Annotated in this window: 16 protein-coding genes; 1 reads left to right on the top strand and 15 read right to left on the bottom strand. The window is 70.6% G+C overall.

Annotated features, from left to right (window positions below; translation table 11 throughout):
* Positions 1-245 precede the first annotated feature (245 nt).
* The 12 genes from OO68_RS27820 to OO68_RS27765 all read right to left on the bottom strand — a co-directional run bounded on the left by OO68_RS27820 (position 246) and on the right by OO68_RS27765 (position 12,698).
* The gene (locus tag OO68_RS27820; RefSeq protein ID WP_033311914.1) at positions 246-3,095 is read right to left on the bottom strand and encodes a DEAD/DEAH box helicase; all 2,850 of its coding nucleotides are present in this window, start codon (positions 3,093-3,095) and stop codon (positions 246-248) included.
* A 40-nt stretch (positions 3,096-3,135) separates the two neighbouring features.
* Positions 3,136-4,026 carry a diacylglycerol kinase gene (locus tag OO68_RS27815; RefSeq protein ID WP_033311913.1) on the bottom strand — a complete coding sequence of 297 codons (891 nt, stop codon included), beginning with the start codon at positions 4,024-4,026 and terminating at the stop codon, positions 3,136-3,138.
* Between the two features lie 31 nt (positions 4,027-4,057).
* Positions 4,058-5,020: a twin-arginine translocase subunit TatC gene (gene tatC, locus OO68_RS27810; protein ID WP_033311912.1), complete on the bottom strand. Its 963-nt coding sequence runs from the start codon at positions 5,018-5,020 to the stop codon at positions 4,058-4,060.
* Between the two features lie 47 nt (positions 5,021-5,067).
* Positions 5,068-5,349, bottom strand: coding sequence for a Sec-independent protein translocase subunit TatA (tatA, locus tag OO68_RS27805; protein WP_033311911.1), 282 nt, complete (start codon positions 5,347-5,349; stop codon positions 5,068-5,070).
* 257 nt (positions 5,350-5,606) lie between these two features.
* Entirely contained in the window at positions 5,607-5,801 is a 195-nt protein-coding gene (locus tag OO68_RS27800; RefSeq protein WP_033311910.1) for a hypothetical protein, read from the bottom strand.
* A gap of 72 nt (positions 5,802-5,873) precedes the next feature.
* Positions 5,874-6,167: a hypothetical protein gene (locus tag OO68_RS27795; RefSeq protein ID WP_033311909.1), complete on the bottom strand. Its 294-nt coding sequence runs from the start codon at positions 6,165-6,167 to the stop codon at positions 5,874-5,876.
* Between the two features lie 100 nt (positions 6,168-6,267).
* Positions 6,268-7,344, bottom strand: a complete 1,077-nt coding sequence (locus OO68_RS27790) for a helix-turn-helix transcriptional regulator (RefSeq protein WP_051814834.1) — start codon at positions 7,342-7,344, stop codon at positions 6,268-6,270.
* Positions 7,345-7,359: 15 nt separating this feature from the next.
* Positions 7,360-8,337, bottom strand: a complete 978-nt coding sequence (locus tag OO68_RS27785; RefSeq protein WP_033311907.1) for a helix-turn-helix transcriptional regulator — start codon at positions 8,335-8,337, stop codon at positions 7,360-7,362.
* Between the two features lie 129 nt (positions 8,338-8,466).
* On the bottom strand, positions 8,467-8,838 hold the full coding sequence (locus OO68_RS27780) for an FKBP-type peptidyl-prolyl cis-trans isomerase (protein ID WP_010045336.1): 372 nt from the start codon (positions 8,836-8,838) through the stop codon (positions 8,467-8,469).
* A gap of 56 nt (positions 8,839-8,894) precedes the next feature.
* The gene (locus OO68_RS27775; protein WP_078625483.1) at positions 8,895-9,875 is read right to left on the bottom strand and encodes an FKBP-type peptidyl-prolyl cis-trans isomerase; all 981 of its coding nucleotides are present in this window, start codon (positions 9,873-9,875) and stop codon (positions 8,895-8,897) included.
* A gap of 192 nt (positions 9,876-10,067) precedes the next feature.
* Entirely contained in the window at positions 10,068-11,429 is a 1,362-nt protein-coding gene (gene pafA, locus OO68_RS27770) for a Pup--protein ligase (protein ID WP_031106199.1), read from the bottom strand.
* Between the two features lie 9 nt (positions 11,430-11,438).
* Positions 11,439-12,698, bottom strand: coding sequence for an MFS transporter (locus OO68_RS27765; protein WP_033311905.1), 1,260 nt, complete (start codon positions 12,696-12,698; stop codon positions 11,439-11,441).
* A 46-nt stretch (positions 12,699-12,744) separates the two neighbouring features.
* Here OO68_RS27765 and OO68_RS27760 point away from each other — a divergent pair, with 46 nt between their 5' ends.
* Positions 12,745-13,797 carry a LacI family DNA-binding transcriptional regulator gene (locus OO68_RS27760; RefSeq protein ID WP_106974433.1) on the top strand — a complete coding sequence of 351 codons (1,053 nt, stop codon included), beginning with the start codon at positions 12,745-12,747 and terminating at the stop codon, positions 13,795-13,797.
* A 339-nt stretch (positions 13,798-14,136) separates the two neighbouring features.
* Here OO68_RS27760 and prcA read toward each other — a convergent pair whose 3' ends face one another.
* The 3 genes from prcA to OO68_RS44435 all read right to left on the bottom strand — a co-directional run bounded on the left by prcA (position 14,137) and on the right by OO68_RS44435 (position 16,338).
* Complete coding sequence (gene prcA, locus OO68_RS27755; protein ID WP_033311903.1) at positions 14,137-14,880, bottom strand: proteasome subunit alpha; 744 nt, start codon at positions 14,878-14,880, stop codon at positions 14,137-14,139.
* Positions 14,881-14,947: 67 nt separating this feature from the next.
* Positions 14,948-15,793, bottom strand: a complete 846-nt coding sequence (gene prcB / locus OO68_RS27750; RefSeq protein WP_033311902.1) for a proteasome subunit beta — start codon at positions 15,791-15,793, stop codon at positions 14,948-14,950.
* Positions 15,745-16,338 carry an endonuclease VII domain-containing protein gene (locus tag OO68_RS44435; RefSeq protein WP_245237188.1) on the bottom strand — a complete coding sequence of 198 codons (594 nt, stop codon included), beginning with the start codon at positions 16,336-16,338 and terminating at the stop codon, positions 15,745-15,747. The genes prcB and OO68_RS44435 overlap by 49 nt, the downstream gene beginning before the upstream one ends.
* Positions 16,339-16,360 lie beyond the last annotated feature (22 nt).

Here is a 16,360-nt window from a genome sequence, read left to right as displayed (position 1 = left end):
CTTAGTCCGACCGGATCATCGCTGTGTCATATTCAGCAACTGCCGGAAACCGGACGCGAAGGGATAGTACGCTCAGTCGGTTACACGCTGCGACATCGTTCGAATACTGTACGTAGCCGCGAACGGGCATACGAAAACCCACTCACCGTGACGGGTGAATGGGCTTCCGTACAACGCCCTCAAGGGGCGCGGGGAACTGCGCGAGCGCGAGCAACCACGACGAACCGACACCCGCGCAGCGACGATCACCCCACCGACGAGTAGGCGACCACTCCCCGCAGCAGCAGATCAACGGCCTTACGCGCGTTCTTCACCACAGAGGACCCCTGCGGAGCCGCCGCCGCGATCTGCCCCAGCACATCGATGACCTGCTTGCACCACCGCACAAAGTCCCCCGCCGGCATCTCCGCCTCGCGCAGCACCTCGTCGAGCCCCTTCCCGGAGGCCCACTCGTACGCGGCCCAGGCGAAGCCGAGGTCGGGCTCACGCTGCCCGACCCCCTCGGTCTGGGTGATCCGGAACTCCTCCTCCAGCGCGTCCAGCCGCCCCCAGATCCGCACCATCTCGCCCAGCGCGGCCTTGGCCTTGCCGGACGGCACCTTCGGAGCCATCGCGTCGTCCGCGACCCGCGACTCGTACACCAACGCCGAGACGCACGCGGCCAGTTCGGCCGGGCCGAGACCCTCCCAGACACCCTCGCGCAGACACTCGCTGGCGAGCAGGTCCAGCTCGCCGTAGAGCCGCGCGAGCCGCTTGCCGTGCTCGGTGACCTCGTCGGCGCGCAGATAGTCCAGCTCGGTCAGCAGCGCCACGATGCGGTCGAACGTCCGGGCGATCGTGTTCGTACGGCCCTCGATCCGCCGCTCCAGCTGCGAGGTGTCGCGGAGCAGCCGGTGGTACCGCTCGGCCCAACGGGCGTGGTCCTCACGGTCGTTGCAGCCGTGGCAGGGGTGCGCGCGCAGCGCCGTCCGCAGCCGGGCGATCTCCCGGTCGTCGGCGGCCTGGGAGCGCTGCTTGCGGTGCCGCTCGGCGGGGATGTGCCCGGCCTTGGTGCGCAGCGCCGAGGCGAGGTCCCGACGGGACTGCGGGGAGCGCGGGTTGAAGGACTTGGGGATCCGCATCCGCTCCAGCGGCTCGACCGGCACCGGGAAGTCCATGGACGCCAGTCGCTTCACCTGCCGCTCCGCGGTCAGCACCAGCGGACGGGGGCCGTCGTGGTGATCGAAGCCGCGGTGGCCGTTCGACCGGCCCGCCGGCAGCCCCGGGTCCAGCACCAGCGCCAGGCCCGCGTACTTGCCGGTGGGCACGTGGATGACGTCACCGGGCTTCAGCTTCTCCAGCGCGACGGCGGCCTCCGCGCGCCGCTGGGCCACGCCCTGCCGGGCGATCTCGTTCTCCCGGTCCTTCAGCTCGCGGCGCAGCCGCGCGTACTCCTGGAAGTCGCCGAGGTGGCAGGTCATGGAGGCCTTGTAGCCCTCGAGGCCCTCCTCGTTGCGCTGCACCTGCCGGGAGATGCCGACGACCGACTTGTCCGCCTGGAACTGCGCGAACGACGTCTCCAGCAGCTCGCGCGAGCGGTGCCGCCCGAACTGCTCGACCAGGTTGACCGCCATGTTGTACGACGGCTTGAAGCTGGAGCGCAGCGGATACGTACGCGTGCCGGCCAGGCCGGCGAGGTGCTCGGGGCTCATGCCACGCTGCCAGAGCACGACCGCGTGGCCCTCGACGTCGATGCCGCGCCGCCCGGCCCGGCCGGTCAGCTGGGTGAACTCGCCCGGGGTGATGTCCGCGTGCTGCTCGCCGTTCCACTTGACGAGCTTCTCCAGCACCACCGAGCGGGCGGGCATGTTGATGCCGAGGGCGAGGGTCTCGGTGGCGAACACGGCCTTGACCAGGCCCCGCACGAAGAGCTCCTCGACGACCTCCTTGAAGGTCGGCAGCATGCCCGCGTGGTGGGCCGCGATGCCGCGCTCCAGGCCTTCCAGCCACTCGTAGTAGCCGAGGACGTGCAGGTCCTCAGTCGGGATGGACGCCGTGCGCTCCTCGACCAGGGCACGGACGCGCTCGCGCGCCTCCTCGTCGTTGAGCCTCAGCCCCGCGTACAGGCACTGCTGGACGGCGGCCTCGCAGGCGGCGCGGCTGAAGATGAAGGTGATGGCGGGCAGCAGCCCCTCGGCGTCCAGCCGCTCGATGACCTCGGGCCGGCTCGGCGTCCAGATCCGGGAGCGCTGGCGGCGCTCGCGCTCACGGTCGGCCTCACGCATGGACCGGCCGCGCCGGCGGTCCTGGTACGACGGCCGGCTCGCCTCCATCCGCGCCATGCGCGTCAGGTCGGGGTTGACGGCCTTCCTGTGGCCCTCGCCCTCCTCGAAGAGGTCGTACATCCGCCGCCCGGCCAGCACATGCTGGAACAGCGGCACGGGCCGGTGCTCGGAGACGATCACCTCGGTGTCGCCCCGGACGGTGTCGAGCCAGTCGCCGAACTCCTCGGCGTTCGACACGGTCGCCGAGAGCGAGACGAGCGTGACCGACTCGGGGAGGTGGATGATCACCTCTTCCCAGACGGCACCGCGGAACCGGTCGGAGAGGTAGTGCACCTCGTCCATGACCACGTAACCGAGGCCCAGGAGGGTCTGGGAACCGGCGTACAGCATGTTCCGCAGCACCTCGGTGGTCATCACGACCACCGGCGCTTCGGAGTTGACGCTGTTGTCGCCGGTCAGCAGGCCCACCTTGTCCGTGCCGTAGCGGCGGCACAGATCGGCGTACTTCTGGTTCGACAGCGCCTTGATGGGTGTCGTGTAGAAGCACTTCTTGCCCTGCCGGAGGGCCAGGTGGACGGCGAACTCGCCGACGATCGTCTTGCCGGAGCCGGTGGGCGCGGCGACCAGCACGCCCTTCCCCTCCTCGAGCGCCTGGCAGGCCTCGATCTGGAAGGGGTCGAGACCGAAGTCGTACATCTCGCGGAAGCCCGCGAGCGCGGTGGCCTGCTCGGCTGCCCGCAGGCGGGCTGCCGCGTACCGCTCGGCCGGTGAGAGGTCCTCTGTCATCGTGCTTTCGAGCGTACCGGGCCGCACTGACAACAGGACGATCATTATCCGGATCCGTTCCTGTGAAACCTCGGATCCGCGCAGCTCAGGGGCCGACGACCCGCACGCCCCCGCGTACGCAGCGCGCGCTCAGCGGCAGCGGGCCGAGCGGCTCGCCGTCGGCGTGGCCGGTGACGTCCTCGGCGGCGATCTCGACCCGGGCCGCCCGCAGCACGGTCACCTTCGGATGGCCGACGTGCGTGCCCCGGTACACCCTCGGGAACACCCGCAGCAGCGTCGCCCGGCTGCAGTCCCCGACGACGGTGATGTCGAACAGCCCGTCGGTCAGGTCGGCGCCGGGGCAGATCCGCATGCCGCCGCCGTAGGAGGAGCCGTTGCCGACGGCCACGAGGGTCGCCTCGACCTGGCGGACCTCTCCGTCGTCAAGCCGTATCCGGTATGGCACGGGCCGGAACCCGGCGAGTTCGGCGATCATCGCCAGGTCGTACTTGAGGCGGCCGGTGGGCCATCGCATGCGGTTGCCGCGGTCGTTGACGCGGGAGTCGAAGCCGGAGGCCAGGACGGTGCCGAACCAGCGGTCGCCCACCCGCCCGAGGTCGATGTCGCGGATCCGGCCGCACTTGAGTGCGTCGGCGATCATGCGGCCCGCGGCGGCGGGCTCCCGCACGGGCAGGCCGAGGGCGCGGGCGAAGTCGTTGCCGGTGCCGACGGCGACCAGGCCGAGGGGGGTGCGGGTGCCCGCGACGGCCCGCAGTGCCAGGCCCGCCATGCCGTCACCGCCGACGGCGATCAGCGCGCCCGTGCCGCCCTCGACGGCCGCCCGCGCGCGCAGGAGGGCGTCCGCGGCATCCTCCCCGAGGACCGTCCGGACCGAGAAGCCGGCCGCCCGCAACGCGGAAGCGGCCGGCTGCGCCGCGTGAGCGCCCCGGCCGCGGCCCGCGGTGGGGTTGACGAAGAGGGTGATCTCGCTGGTCACGCGACCGACCCTACGATCTGCCTGCCGATCTTCAGGTCACGTCGTCATAACCGTTGACCCGGTCCGAGCGCTCCGAGCTCGCCTGCTCGGGCAGCGCGGCCCGGCTAGTGGTCACGGGCTCGATCTCGCCGATGTCGTCGGGGGTGAGATCCAGCTCGGAGGCCTCGTCGTCGGCGGGGCCCAGGGCCTCGCGACGGCTGCGCCGGCGGTCGTTGAGCAGGGAGAAGGCGACGGCCGCGAAGTACAGGATCCAGATCGGCGCCGCGAGCGCCAGCATGGTCAGCGGGTCGGTGCTGGGCGTGGCGATGGCCGCGAACACCGTGATGCCCATGATCATGCCGCGCCACCAGCCGAGCATGCGCTTGCCCGTGAGCACGCCGGTGAGGTTGAGCATGACCAGCAGCAGCGGCAGCTCGAAGGAGAGGCCGAAGACGAGCACCATCCGCATGACCAGGTCGAGCAGGTCGTCCAGCGGAAGGAGGTTGGAGGTGCCGCCCGGGGTGAACTCCAGGAGCACCTTCGCCGTGGTGGGGAGCACCGTGTAGGCGAAGTAGGCGCCGACGATGAACAGCGGGGCGCCCGTGGCGACGAAGGCGTAGGCGTACTTCCGCTCGTGCCGGTGCAGTCCCGGCGCGACGAAGGCCCACAGCTGGTAGAGCCAGGCCGGCGAGGCCAGCACGACACCGGCCATCAGCGACACCTTCAGCGCCAGCGTGAAGGGGGTGAGCAGGCCGTTGATGGTGATCTGCGCACAGGGCTTCGTGCCGGCCTGCGACTTGGCCAGCTCGGCGAAGGTCTTGTCACAGCCGACCGAGTCGAGGATCGGCTTGGTGATCAAGTTGATGATGTCGTTGTAGAAGAAGGCGGCGACGACCGTGACGGCGACGATCGCCAGCATCGCCTTGGCGAGCCGGTTGCGGAGCTCGCGAAGGTGCTCCGCGAGGGGCATCCGCCCCTCGGGATCCTTCTCCTGCTTGCGGGCAGACTTCAGCAACCCACGTTCCCATCTCGTGCGGCGGGCCGGAGGTCACCGGCCCTGCGTCAGCGCTTGGTCGTGTCCGTGGGCTCGTTGACCGGACGCGAGCTGGTCACGTCACCGGGCGCTGCCTGGATGGTGCGCTGCGAGGGCTCGTCGTTGTTGGGCGGGCCGGCCGGGGTCGTGGAGGACTTGTTCTCGTCCTTCATCGCCTTGGCCTCGCTCTTGAGGATGCGGGCCGACTTGCCGAGCGACCGAGCCATGTCCGGAAGCTTCTTCGCGCCGAACAGCAGGATGATGACGACGAGGATGAGAATGATCTCGGGGGCTCCGAGCCTTCCGAACATAAGTCTTTACCTTCTCACCGAGGCGGCTGTGGTGGGTGCTGTCCGACCGGTCGGACACATGTCCGAACGATCGTGCTGGCAGCGATCGTAACGCTCGGGGGTGAACGTGAGGCAATCCCTCTGCATCCCCCGTGCGTACTCCCGTCCGCGACCAGTGCCTCGTTAACCGGGCCGCGACCAGCAGAGTACCTGTCCGAACCGCCGGGGTGACAGGGCGAAGTGTCCCAAAAGCAACTCATGGCCACCGCCCGCGGGACTCACAGAGCGTCCACCGACCGGGCCGCACTCCCCGCCGCCCGCTCCAGATCCTCGGCGGCCCGATTGATACGGCGCGCCGAGTCCGTGACCTGCCTGCCCAGGCGCTGTGCCTCCACGAACACCCGCACGGCGAGCACCCCGAGCACGACGAGACCCACGAATCCCACGGCAACCGCGAACATCGGCCAGAACATGATGCCGAGCCTAGACCGTCACGGGCGGGCGGACGGCCGGCCCCCTGGACGGTGGTGCGGCCTGAGGGCCCGCTAGACGGTGGAATGCAGCCGGAGGGTCCGCACACCGCCGCCGGTGAGCAGCTCCACGATCCGCTCCCCCGCGGGCTTGCGGACGGACGCGCCGCACTGCGGGCAGGTGAAGGAGTAGAAGGTGGTGCGGCTCGTGGCGCCGATGGCCAGGCGCAGGGCGCCCGCGGCGAGCTCGAAGCACCCTCGGCAGTCGGGGCAGCCCGCCTTGAAGACGACCGGGGTTACGCTTCTCATCCCGGCGAACGCGGACTCCACCGTCATGCCCCGCACACCGGACGTCGCCGACTCGCTCAAGCCCTCGCTCCTCTTTCTGGGGTGGTTCGCCTCCGGGGCGCCACGGCCGGTGTCGCGGTCCGGCCTTGGCAGCCGTGGACCCCGGACGCGCGCCCGTGGCTCACCCGGGTCCGTCGCCGGGCCCGTCCGGAACCGCGTGCAGCGTCTGCGGCCCGCGGGCGCCGGCCTCCGCGACGCGAGCCGTCCGCTCCGCCTCGATCCCGTCGTACGCCGACAGCGCCTCACGGGCCGCCTGCCGGGCGCTGTCGGCGAGCTCCGGCGGCGAGACGATGCGGCCGTCACGCCCGAGCCGGAGGGCCAGGCGCCGGAGCGACGCCGGATCGGGGGTCCGCAGGGTGATACGCAGCCCGCCGTCCGGGAGCTCATCCGCACTGTCGTGCGGGTAGTACTCCGCGACCCAGCGGCCGCCGGGCCCGACCTCGACCACGACCTCCGGGTCCTCGGCCGCGGGCTGCACCAGGGCCTCGGAGAGGTCCCGCAACTCGATCTCGGGCGGCGCGGACGGCTCGTCCAGGATCCTGATCTCGGCCACCCGGTCGAGCCGGAAGGTGCGGCGCGCCTCGGAGCGGCGGCACCAGGCCTCGACGTACGTGTGCCCGACACTGACCAGGCGGATGGGGTCGATCTCCCGCTCGGTGACCTCGTCGCGCGCCGGCGAGTAGTAGCGGATCCACAGCCGGCGGCGCTCGGCGATCGCCCGGTCGACGTCCGCGAAGACGCCACCCTCGGACTCGAAGGTCACCGACAGGCGCGAGCTGGCGCCCGCCGCCTCACCGGCGGCGGTCTCCACCTTGGCCGTCGCCCGCAGCAGCGCCTGCCGGTCGCTCTCGCGCAGTCCGGGCAGTGTGGACACCGCCCGGGCGGCGACGAGCAGGGCGGTGGCCTCGTCGGCGGCGAGTCTGAGCGGCTCGGCGGCCTCCGCCGCGAGGGCTGCCGGGTTGTGCCACCAGATGCGCTCGCCGTCGGTGTCGATGTCGAGCAGGTCGCCGCCGCGGAAGCTGGTGCCGCACATGGGCAGCACGTCGAGGTCGGAGACCAGCTCGTCCTCGCTGATGCCGAAGGCGCGCGCGACGTCCTCGACCCGGGCTCCGGGGCGCTCCTTCAGATACGTCACCAGCGAGAGCATCCGCCGGGTCTGGTCGATGGCGTTCACGGGCCTGACCGGTTTGCCTGCCACTGTTTCCGCTCCCCCTCAGCCCTTGGCCACGGCCCGCAGCCGGTCCACCACGTCGGCCCGCAGCTCGGCGGGCTCCAGGACGACCACGTCGGGCCCGAACTCCACCAGCCAGGCGTCCAGCCCGTGGCCGTACGGAATCTCCAACTCGTCCCAGCCGTCGCCGAGTTCCCGGACGGAGGTGGCTTTCGCCCGAAGGGGGTAGCCCGCCCCCGCACGCAGCCGGATCCGCGCCGAACGGTCGGCGATCTCCCCGGCCCAGCTCGCTACGGTCTCCCGGACGGTGACCACGTCCGGCACATCAGCGGTGTAGCGGCCACCGCGCGAGCGGACCTTGCCGGTGATGCGGGACAGCCGGAAGACCCGCTCGGCGCCCCGGTCGCGGTCCCAGCCCGCCAGGTACCAGTGGCCCCGCCAGCACTCCAGCGCCCACGGCTCCACGTGCCGCTGCTCGGGGTGGGCGGCGGTGGCCTTGCGGTAGTCGAAGGCGACGGGCCGGCGGTCCCGGCAGGCCAGCATGAGCGGCTCGAAGGCGGCCTCGTGCACGGGGATGCGCGGCTCCAGCGCGCCGTGCGACCCGTACGGGTCGACGTCCTCGGGGAGTCCGGCCGCGCGCAGCTTCTGCAGGGCGCCGCTGGCCGCTCCGGCGAGCCGGGCCTGCTGCCACACCTTGGCCGCGAGCCCGAGGGCGGCGGCCTCCTCGGCGTCCAGCGTGATGGGCGGGAGGCGGTTGCTGTCGCGGCGGGCCATGTAGCCGATCTCGCCGTCGAGGCTCTCGACGGTCTCGATGACCAGCCCCAGCTCGCGCAGGTCGTCCTTGTCGCGCTCGAACATGCGGTTGAAGGAATCATCGGAGCCGGACGCGCCGTTGCCCGGCCCGAAGGCCTCGACGTAGGCCTCGATGGAGTCGCGCAGCTCACGCTTGCTGAGCGGCCGCCGTGTCCCGAGCAGACACAGCGCCAGATTCATGAGCCGCTCCGCCTTGGCAATGGCCATCGACGCGCTTCGCCTCCCTATGGTGCTTACGAGCGATGACCGTACCGCCACACGGTGGCACGGCAAAAGCCGAGGGCCCATGCCCGAACAGGCATGGGCCCCACATGATCGAGTCCGTTCGGAGCTTGCTCAGACCCCGAGCAGGTCGACCACGAAGATCAGCGTCTCGCCCGGCTTGATCAGAGGCGACGGGCTCTGGTTGCCGTACGCGAGGTGGGCGGGGATGGTCAGCTGGCGGCGGCCGCCGACCTTCATGCCCTGCACGCCCTGGTCCCAGCCCTTGATGACCCGGCCGCCGCCCAGCGGGAAGCGGAAGGGCGTGCCGCGGTTCCAGCTGGCGTCGAACTCCTCGCCGGTGCTGAAGGAGACACCCACGTAGTGCACGGTGACGGTCTGGCCGGCCTGCGCGACCGGGCCGTCGCCCTCCCAGATGTCCTTGATCTCGAGGTCCGCCGGGGGCTCGCCGCCCGGGAAGTCGATCTCGGGCTTGTCGATGCTCACTTCATCTCTCCTTGTTACGTGACCTGCGTCGGGGACAGTCTCACAGACCGGACGGGTCAGACCGTGCCGAGGATGTCCACGGTGAAGACCAGCGTGTTCTTGGACAGCTCGCTCTGCGGGCTCGCGCCGTAGCCGAGCGAGGGCGGGATCACCAGCAGCACCCGGTCGCCCACGTGCTTGCCGACGAGGCCCTTGTCCCAGCCTGCCACCACGGAGCCGTTGCCGATCTGGAAGGCCGTGGCGCCGCCGTGGTCCCAGGAGGAGTCGAACTTCTTGCCGTCCTCCCACTTGACGCCGGTGTACTGGGCGATGAGCCCCTGGCCGGCCTCGACCTTCTTGCCGTCGCCCTTGATGAGCACCTGCTCCTTGAGGTCCTTGGGAGCCTTCTCGCCCTTGGGGACGGTGATGACCGCGGCCTTCTGCGACGGGGACTTCACCTCGGGCATTCCGGGCTCGGAGGGCGCCTGCTCGCCCTTGGCCTCGGCCTTGGTGTCGACGCTCGCGGCACCGACCGGGTCGACCACCCAGATCAGCACGTCCTTGGCGGCGATCCCGGAGGAGGTGTTGAGGCTCTGGCCGATCAGATCGCCCGCGGTGCCCTGGACCAGGATCCGGCTGCCGGGCTTCTTGCCCTTCACCGCGTCGAGGACCTTCTCGGGGAGCTGCTGGCTCGGCTTGCCGATCTGCTCGATGGACTGCCGGCGGGGAGCCTTGTCACCCGTCGCTCCCGCGGCCCAGGTGCCGCCGAGCTCCTGGCCCCCGCCCCACTTCTCGACGGTCCAGTCCAGGCGGACGAAGTCCGAGCCCTTGATCGGGGTGCCGCTGCCCGCCGAGACCGTCTTGACCACGGTCTCGTCGGACGGCTTGCCGTCCTTGGGCACGGAGATCTCGGGCTTCGCCCCGACCTTCCCCTTGATCTCGGCGACGCCTCCCGCCGTGTCGCCGTTGTTCCCGTCGTCCGATCCGCACGCGGCGGTGAACAACAGGGCGGGAACGGCCAGCAACGCGGCCACGCGTCGTTTCGTGTTGTAGTTCATCAGTCCAACTGGGATCGGTGGTGTGGGGGCAATGGCCGCCACTCTACGGCGTACCCGCTCCGCACTCCTCGCACCGCGCGACACGGCGCTGCCCAAGCCGCTCGGGAACGGCCGGACACGGGCGGGAAAAGGCCGATGCCCGAAGGTGTGAAAACCTCCGGGCATCGGCTTCTCGCACTGGCCGGCACCGGCTCACATTCCGGCGATCAGCTTCTCCACCCGGTCGTCCACGGAACGGAACGGGTCCTTGCACAGCACGGTCCGCTGGGCCTGGTCGTTGAGCTTGAGGTGGACCCAGTCGACCGTGAAGTCACGGCGCTGTTCCTGGGCCCGCCGGATGAAGTCCCCGCGCAGCCGGGCCCGAGTGGTCTGCGGCGGAACGGACTTGCCCTCGAAGATCTTCAAATCGTTGCAGATACGGGCCGCCTGGCCCTTCTTCTCGAGCAGGTAGTACAAGCCACGACGGCGGTGGATGTCGTGGTAGGCGAGGTCTATCTGCGCGACCCGCGGGTGCGACATGGTCATGTTGTGCTTGGCGCGGTACCGCTCGATGAGCTTGTACTTCATGACCCAGTCGATCTCGGTGCCGATGCGGTCGAGGTCCTCGGCCTCGATCGCGTCCAGGGTGCGGCCCCACAGCTCCAGGACCTGCTCGACGGTGCCGGTGCGGATGCCCCGGCGCTCGCAGAAGTCCAGGGCCTTCTCGTAGTACTCGCGCTGTACCTCCAGGGCGGAGGCCTCGCGTCCGCTGGCCAGGCGCACCTTGCGCCGGCCGGTGATGTCGTGGCTGACCTCGCGGATCGCCCGGATCGGGTTCTCCAGGGTGAGGTCCCGCATCACCGTGCCCGCCTCGATCATGCGCAGCACCAGGTCGGTGGCGCCGACCTTGAGCAGCATGGTCGTCTCGGACATGTTGGAGTCGCCCACGATGACGTGCAGGCGGCGGTAGCGCTCGGCGTCCGCGTGCGGTTCGTCACGCGTGTTGATGATGGGCCGGGAGCGGGTCGTCGCCGAGGAGACGCCCTCCCAGATGTGCTCGGCCCGCTGGCTGACGCAGTACACGGCGCCGCGCGGCGTCTGCAGCACCTTGCCGGCGCCGCACAGCAGCTGCCGTGTGACCAGGAACGGAATGAGAATGTCCGCGAGCCGGGAGAACTCCCCGTGCCGGGCGACCAGATAGTTCTCGTGGCAGCCGTAGGAGTTGCCCGCCGAGTCGGTGTTGTTCTTGAAGAGGTAGACGTCGCCCGCGATTCCCTCCTCGTGCAGGCGTCGTTCGGCGTCCACCAGGAGTCCTTCGAGAATGCGCTCGCCTGCTTTGTCGTGGGTGACCAGTTCGGTCACGTTGTCGCATTCCGGTGTCGCGTATTCCGGATGCGATCCCACGTCGAGATAGAGGCGGGCGCCGTTTCGCAGAAAGACATTGCTGCTGCGGCCCCATGACACGACACGGCGGAAGAGGTACCGCGCCACCTCGTCAGGAGACAGGCGGCGCTGTCCCCTGAACGTGCACGTGACGCCGTACTCGTTCTCCAGCCCGAAAATGCGGCGGTCCATGAGGGAACATTACGCCCGATCCCCTGAACTGAAACGGGGTTCGACGGCACGGTTTGGATCATTTTCCGAACCGGCCGCAACGACCGCTCCCTGACCGGGAGCTGCGACTACCCGTCCTGTGGCGGTCAAAACCAGCAGGGACACGCCACCGGCGACGGCCGGCACAGCGAAGCCCCACAGGGCCCCGCCCGTCTCGACCACCGGCCCCGCGACGCCCGTTCCGACCGAGTGACCCACCGTGAACGTCGTCACCAGCCAGGAGAACGCCTCGGTGACCGTGCCGCGCGGGGCGTGCCGGTCGACCAGGACGAACGCGCAGGCGATGGCGGGCGCGAGGAAGACCCCGGCGAGCGCGGTGAGCGCCACCATGGGCACGGCGTCCGGCATCAGCATCAGCGGGAGGTAACACACCACCAGAAGAGCCACCAGCACCCGCAGTCGCCGCGCGGGCTCACCCGCCCACTGCCGGGCGCCGTAGACGGTGCCACCGACCAGGGCCCCGAAGCCCAGGGCCGCCATCAGCCAGCCGTACACGGCGTCTCCGCCGTGGTCGTCCGCATAGGGCACCGAGGCGACCGTGATGGACCCGAGCGCCATCCCGATGAACAGGAACGCCGCCAGCAGCGCGAGCAGTCCGCGCGAGCGCAGCGCGCCCAGCCAGTGCGCCTCCCGCGGCGCCGACCGCCAGGCGCGCGAGGGCTCCGACACCACGACGGACAGCGCCCCCAGCACCCCGACCACGTTCAGCACGAGCAGCGCGGCCTGGGCCGACCACAGGGACACGCACAGCGTCACGAGCAGCGGCCCGACGGTGAACATCACCTCCTGGGCCACGGCGTCCATGGCGTACGCCGTGTGCACCTGGTCCTCCTTGCGCAGCACGGACGGCCACAGCGCCCGCAGCCCGCCCTCCAGCGGCGGCGTGAAGAGCCCGGCACCGGCCACGGCGGCGTAGGCGAGCGGCAGCGATCCGATGCCGGAGAAGGCGAACACGGCCATCGCCAGCCCGGACAGCACGGACGCCGGCAACTGCACAAGCGGCTGCCCGCGCAGGTCGACGATCCTGCCCAGCACGGGCTGGCCCACGGCGTTGGCGACGCCGTACACGGCCGCCAGCGCCCCCGCCAGGGTGTACGTGCCGCCCTCGGCCCGGACGAACAGCACGATCGCGATGGGGGCCGTGGCGCAGGGCAACCGGCCCACGAGCGTGCCGACGAGCAGCCGGGCGGCGTGTCGCGCCCGGAGGATCTCCAGATATCCCGTGGCCATGTCCCGCCCTAAGGTTTTACGTATAACGTCGGACTCCATACGTACCATGGCCGCTGTTCGCGGGTCCAGACGAAGGAGCAGGCCGACGGTGGTACGAGCCAGCACACGCCCCACGAGCCGGGACGTCGCCCAGGCCGCCGGCGTCTCCCAGGCGGCCGTGTCCCTGGTCCTCGGCGACAAGTGGCGCGGCCGCGTCTCGGAGGCCACGGCGGAGCGCGTCCGCGAGGCCGCCCGCGACCTGGGCTACCGCCCGAACCTGGCCGCCCGCAACCTGCGCCTGGGCCGCACCCGCACGGTCCTCCTGGTCGTCCCGGCCCTCACCACCGAGTTCTTCGCGGGCGTCTACACGGGCGCCGCCCGCATCGCCGCCGAGCACGGCTTCGGCGTGGTCCTCTACCCCTCCCCCGAGGGCATCGGCCCCGCCCGTGACCCCTTCGCCTCCGCGCAGGCCGCGCTGGACGGCGTGATCGCCTCCTCCATGGCCGCGGACGCGCTGACCGCGATCCGCGGCGAGGCGCTGCCGCTGGTGATGCTGGACAGCGACCCGGACGGCAGCCTCGGGGCCGCGACGGTCAACCTGGACATCGCCGACGGCGTCCGCCAGGCGGCGGAGCACCTGCTCTCCCTGGGCCACCGCCGCTTCCTCCACCTGGCGGCTGACGTCCCCTCGTGGACCTTCGAGGCCCGCGCCCGGGAGCTGGCGGCGAGGCTGTCGGAGGTACCGAGCACGTCGATCCGCACGGCCCGCTCCCCGATCTCCATCGAGGGCGCGGTGGCCGCCGCCGCAGCGGCGCTCGCGGCTCCCGGTGCTCGCCCCACCGCCGTGATCTGCGACGACGACCAGCTCGCGGCCGGCACGTACAAGGCGGCCCGCCGACTGGGACTGCGAATCCCCGACGACCTGTCGGTCACCGGCCTGGACGATCTGGCCCTGGCCACGGCCATCGACCCGGAACTGACGACGGTCCGCCTGGACGCGGAGCTGTTCGGTGAGCGGGGCATGGGGGCCCTCCTGGCGGTCCTGGAGGGCCGCGAGCCCGAGAGCGGGGACATCCCCGTCCAGCTGGTGGTACGAAGCTCTACGGCACCGCCTCGTTGACTGTGCCGCTGCGTCGGTGCTGAGGCCGGGTGGGTCCGCGACCCGGCGTGGCGGGGTGCCGCTGCGCCCACCCGTGCCGCCCTCAGCGGCACGCATGCCCGCAGCGGGGGCCGCCGTACGACGCAAGGGGTCGTGTCGGGGGGTGTCCGCCCGCAGCGGTTGGCGCGTCAACGCCCGACAGTCGGTAAGTGGGTCCATCGCGCCGTTCCGAGGACGGACACCCCCCGGCGCGGCCCCGACCCACCACCCGGCGGAAGGCGAAGCCACCCGCACCCCCGCACACAGCGACGCGCCCCGGCCACAAAACCGCCGGCCAGGGCGCGTCACACCACGTAAGAACTACTCGGCGTCCTCCGACGCCCCCTCCGCGTCACCGCCGGCGGCCCCCGCATCGAGCAGCCGCGACAGCTGCCGCCCACTGATCCGCTTGAACTTGCGCTTCTGCGGACGCGTGCGGTCCAGCACCGCGACCTCCAGCCGCTCCGCGGGGATCTCCCGCTCGCTGCCGTTGGTGTCCCGCGACAGCGCCTGCACCGCCAGCTTCAGCGCCTCCGCGAGCGTCATGCCCTCCTGGTGGCGCTGGTCCAGATAGCTGCTGATCTGCTCGGCGTTGCCGCCCACCGCCACCGAGCCGTGCTCGTCCACGATGGAACCGTCGTGCGGCAGCCGGTAGATCTGGTCGCCCTCGGGCGTCTCCCCGACCTCGGCGACGACCAGCTCCACCTCGTACGGCTTCTCCGCCGCGCTGGAGAAGATCGTGCCCAGCGTCTGGGCATAGACGTTCGCCAGACCCCGGGCCGTCACGTCGTCACGGTCGTAGGTGTAACCGCGCAGGTCGGCGTAGCGCACCCCGCCGATCCGCAGATTCTCGTACTCGTTGTACTTGCCGGCGGCCGCGAAGCCGATCCGGTCGTAGATCTCGCTGAACTTGTGCAGCGCACGGGACGGGTTCTCGCCGACGAACACGATGCCGTCGGCGAACTGCAGCACGACCAGACTGCGACCACGGGCGATGCCCTTGCGGGCGTACTCCGCCCGGTCGGCCATGGCCTGCTGGGGTGAGACATAGAACGGCGTCGACACCGGTTATCCATCCCTCTCTTGAAGATTCCGTCGGTTCACTGGACCACCCTCACGAAGACGATCGCCGCTACAGCAGCGCGGCCCGCGGCCCGTCGGGCTGCTCCAGCCGCCGCTCCAGGATCGAGCGTGCGATCTCGGACGCCTCGGTCTCGGTGAGCCGGCGGAAGCCGTCGTCGGTGATCACGGTGATGATGGGATAGATCCGGCGGGCGACATCGGGACCACCGGTCGCCGAGTCGTCGTCTGCCGCGTCGTAGAGCGCCTGGACCACGAGCGTCGTGGCCTCGGCCTCGCTGAGGTCGTCCCGGAAGAGCTTCTTCATGGCGCCGCGCGCGAAGATCGACCCGGAACCGGTGGCCGCGTAGTTGTGCTCCTCGGAGCGGCCGCCCGTGACGTCGTAGGAGAAGATGCGCCCCTTGCCGCGGTCCACGTCGTACCCGGCGAACAGCGGCACCACGGCCAGGCCCTGCATGGCCATGCCGAGGTTGGAGCGGATCATCGTCGACAGCCGGTTCGCCTTGCCCTCCAGGGACAGCTGCGCGCCCTCGACCTTCTCGAAGTGCTCCAGCTCCAGCTGGAACAGCTTCACCATCTCCACGGCCAGCCCCGCCGTGCCGGCGATGCCCACCGCCGAGTACTCGTCGGCCGGGAAGACCTTCTCGATGTCCCGCTGTGCGATGACGTTGCCCATGGTGGCCCGCCGGTCACCGGCGAGGACCACACCTCCGGGGAACGTCACGGCGACGATCGTGGTCCCGTGCGGGGCCTCGATCACGCCCTGGGTGGGCGGCAGTTGCCGGTTGCCGGGCAGGATCTCCGGCTGGTGCTCGGAGAGGAAGTCCATGAAGGAGGAAGACCCTGGCGTCAGGAAGGCAGCTGGTAGACGCCCGGTGCTACGAGTGTTGGCTTCCACGCGATTCCTTCCAAGTAAGCGGCGGCCCGGCGGACGGCGTCGGGATCGTCTCCCAACTTGCCGATGGCCGAATTGCAGTTGAAGCACAGTACGCCACGGACCCTACCCGTCTTGTGGCAGTGATCCACATGGGCGGCCGGGGCTTTTAGGCAGATGATGCAGAGCCCCATCTGGGAGGCGACCATGTCGTCCCGCTCGGCTTCGGTGAGGCCGTAGTGGCGCTTCAGGTGACGCGCCCGTCCCTCGACTGCTCGGCATGCCTTGCAGGCCGTCGAAAGGCCATCGGAAGCCGTTCTGTTGCGATCCCACTCGGCGTGCGGCTTGATCTCCCGGCAGCGTTGGCAGTACTTGTGCCCATCGGGCGCGGCCACCCTCGGTCGGGGCTTCCTGCCTCGGGCGTCCTGGCGCTGCCGGTAGTACGCCGCGGAGCACTCGCGGCAGTACGCCTGGAGACCGTCCCTCACCGCCTTGTTGCTCGCGAAGGCTGCTCGCGGCTTGTCCTGCTTGCACCGCGAGCAGCGCTTCACGCTTTCACTGGCGAACACCCCAACTCCCCCGCCAACCTTC

Origin of the sequence: Streptomyces iakyrus (assembly GCF_000717055.1) — a bacterium.
Lineage (GTDB): Bacteria > Actinomycetota > Actinomycetes > Streptomycetales > Streptomycetaceae > Streptomyces > Streptomyces iakyrus.
Note: the sequence above shows the minus strand (reverse complement) of the source record. Positions and strands in the feature narration are given on the sequence as shown.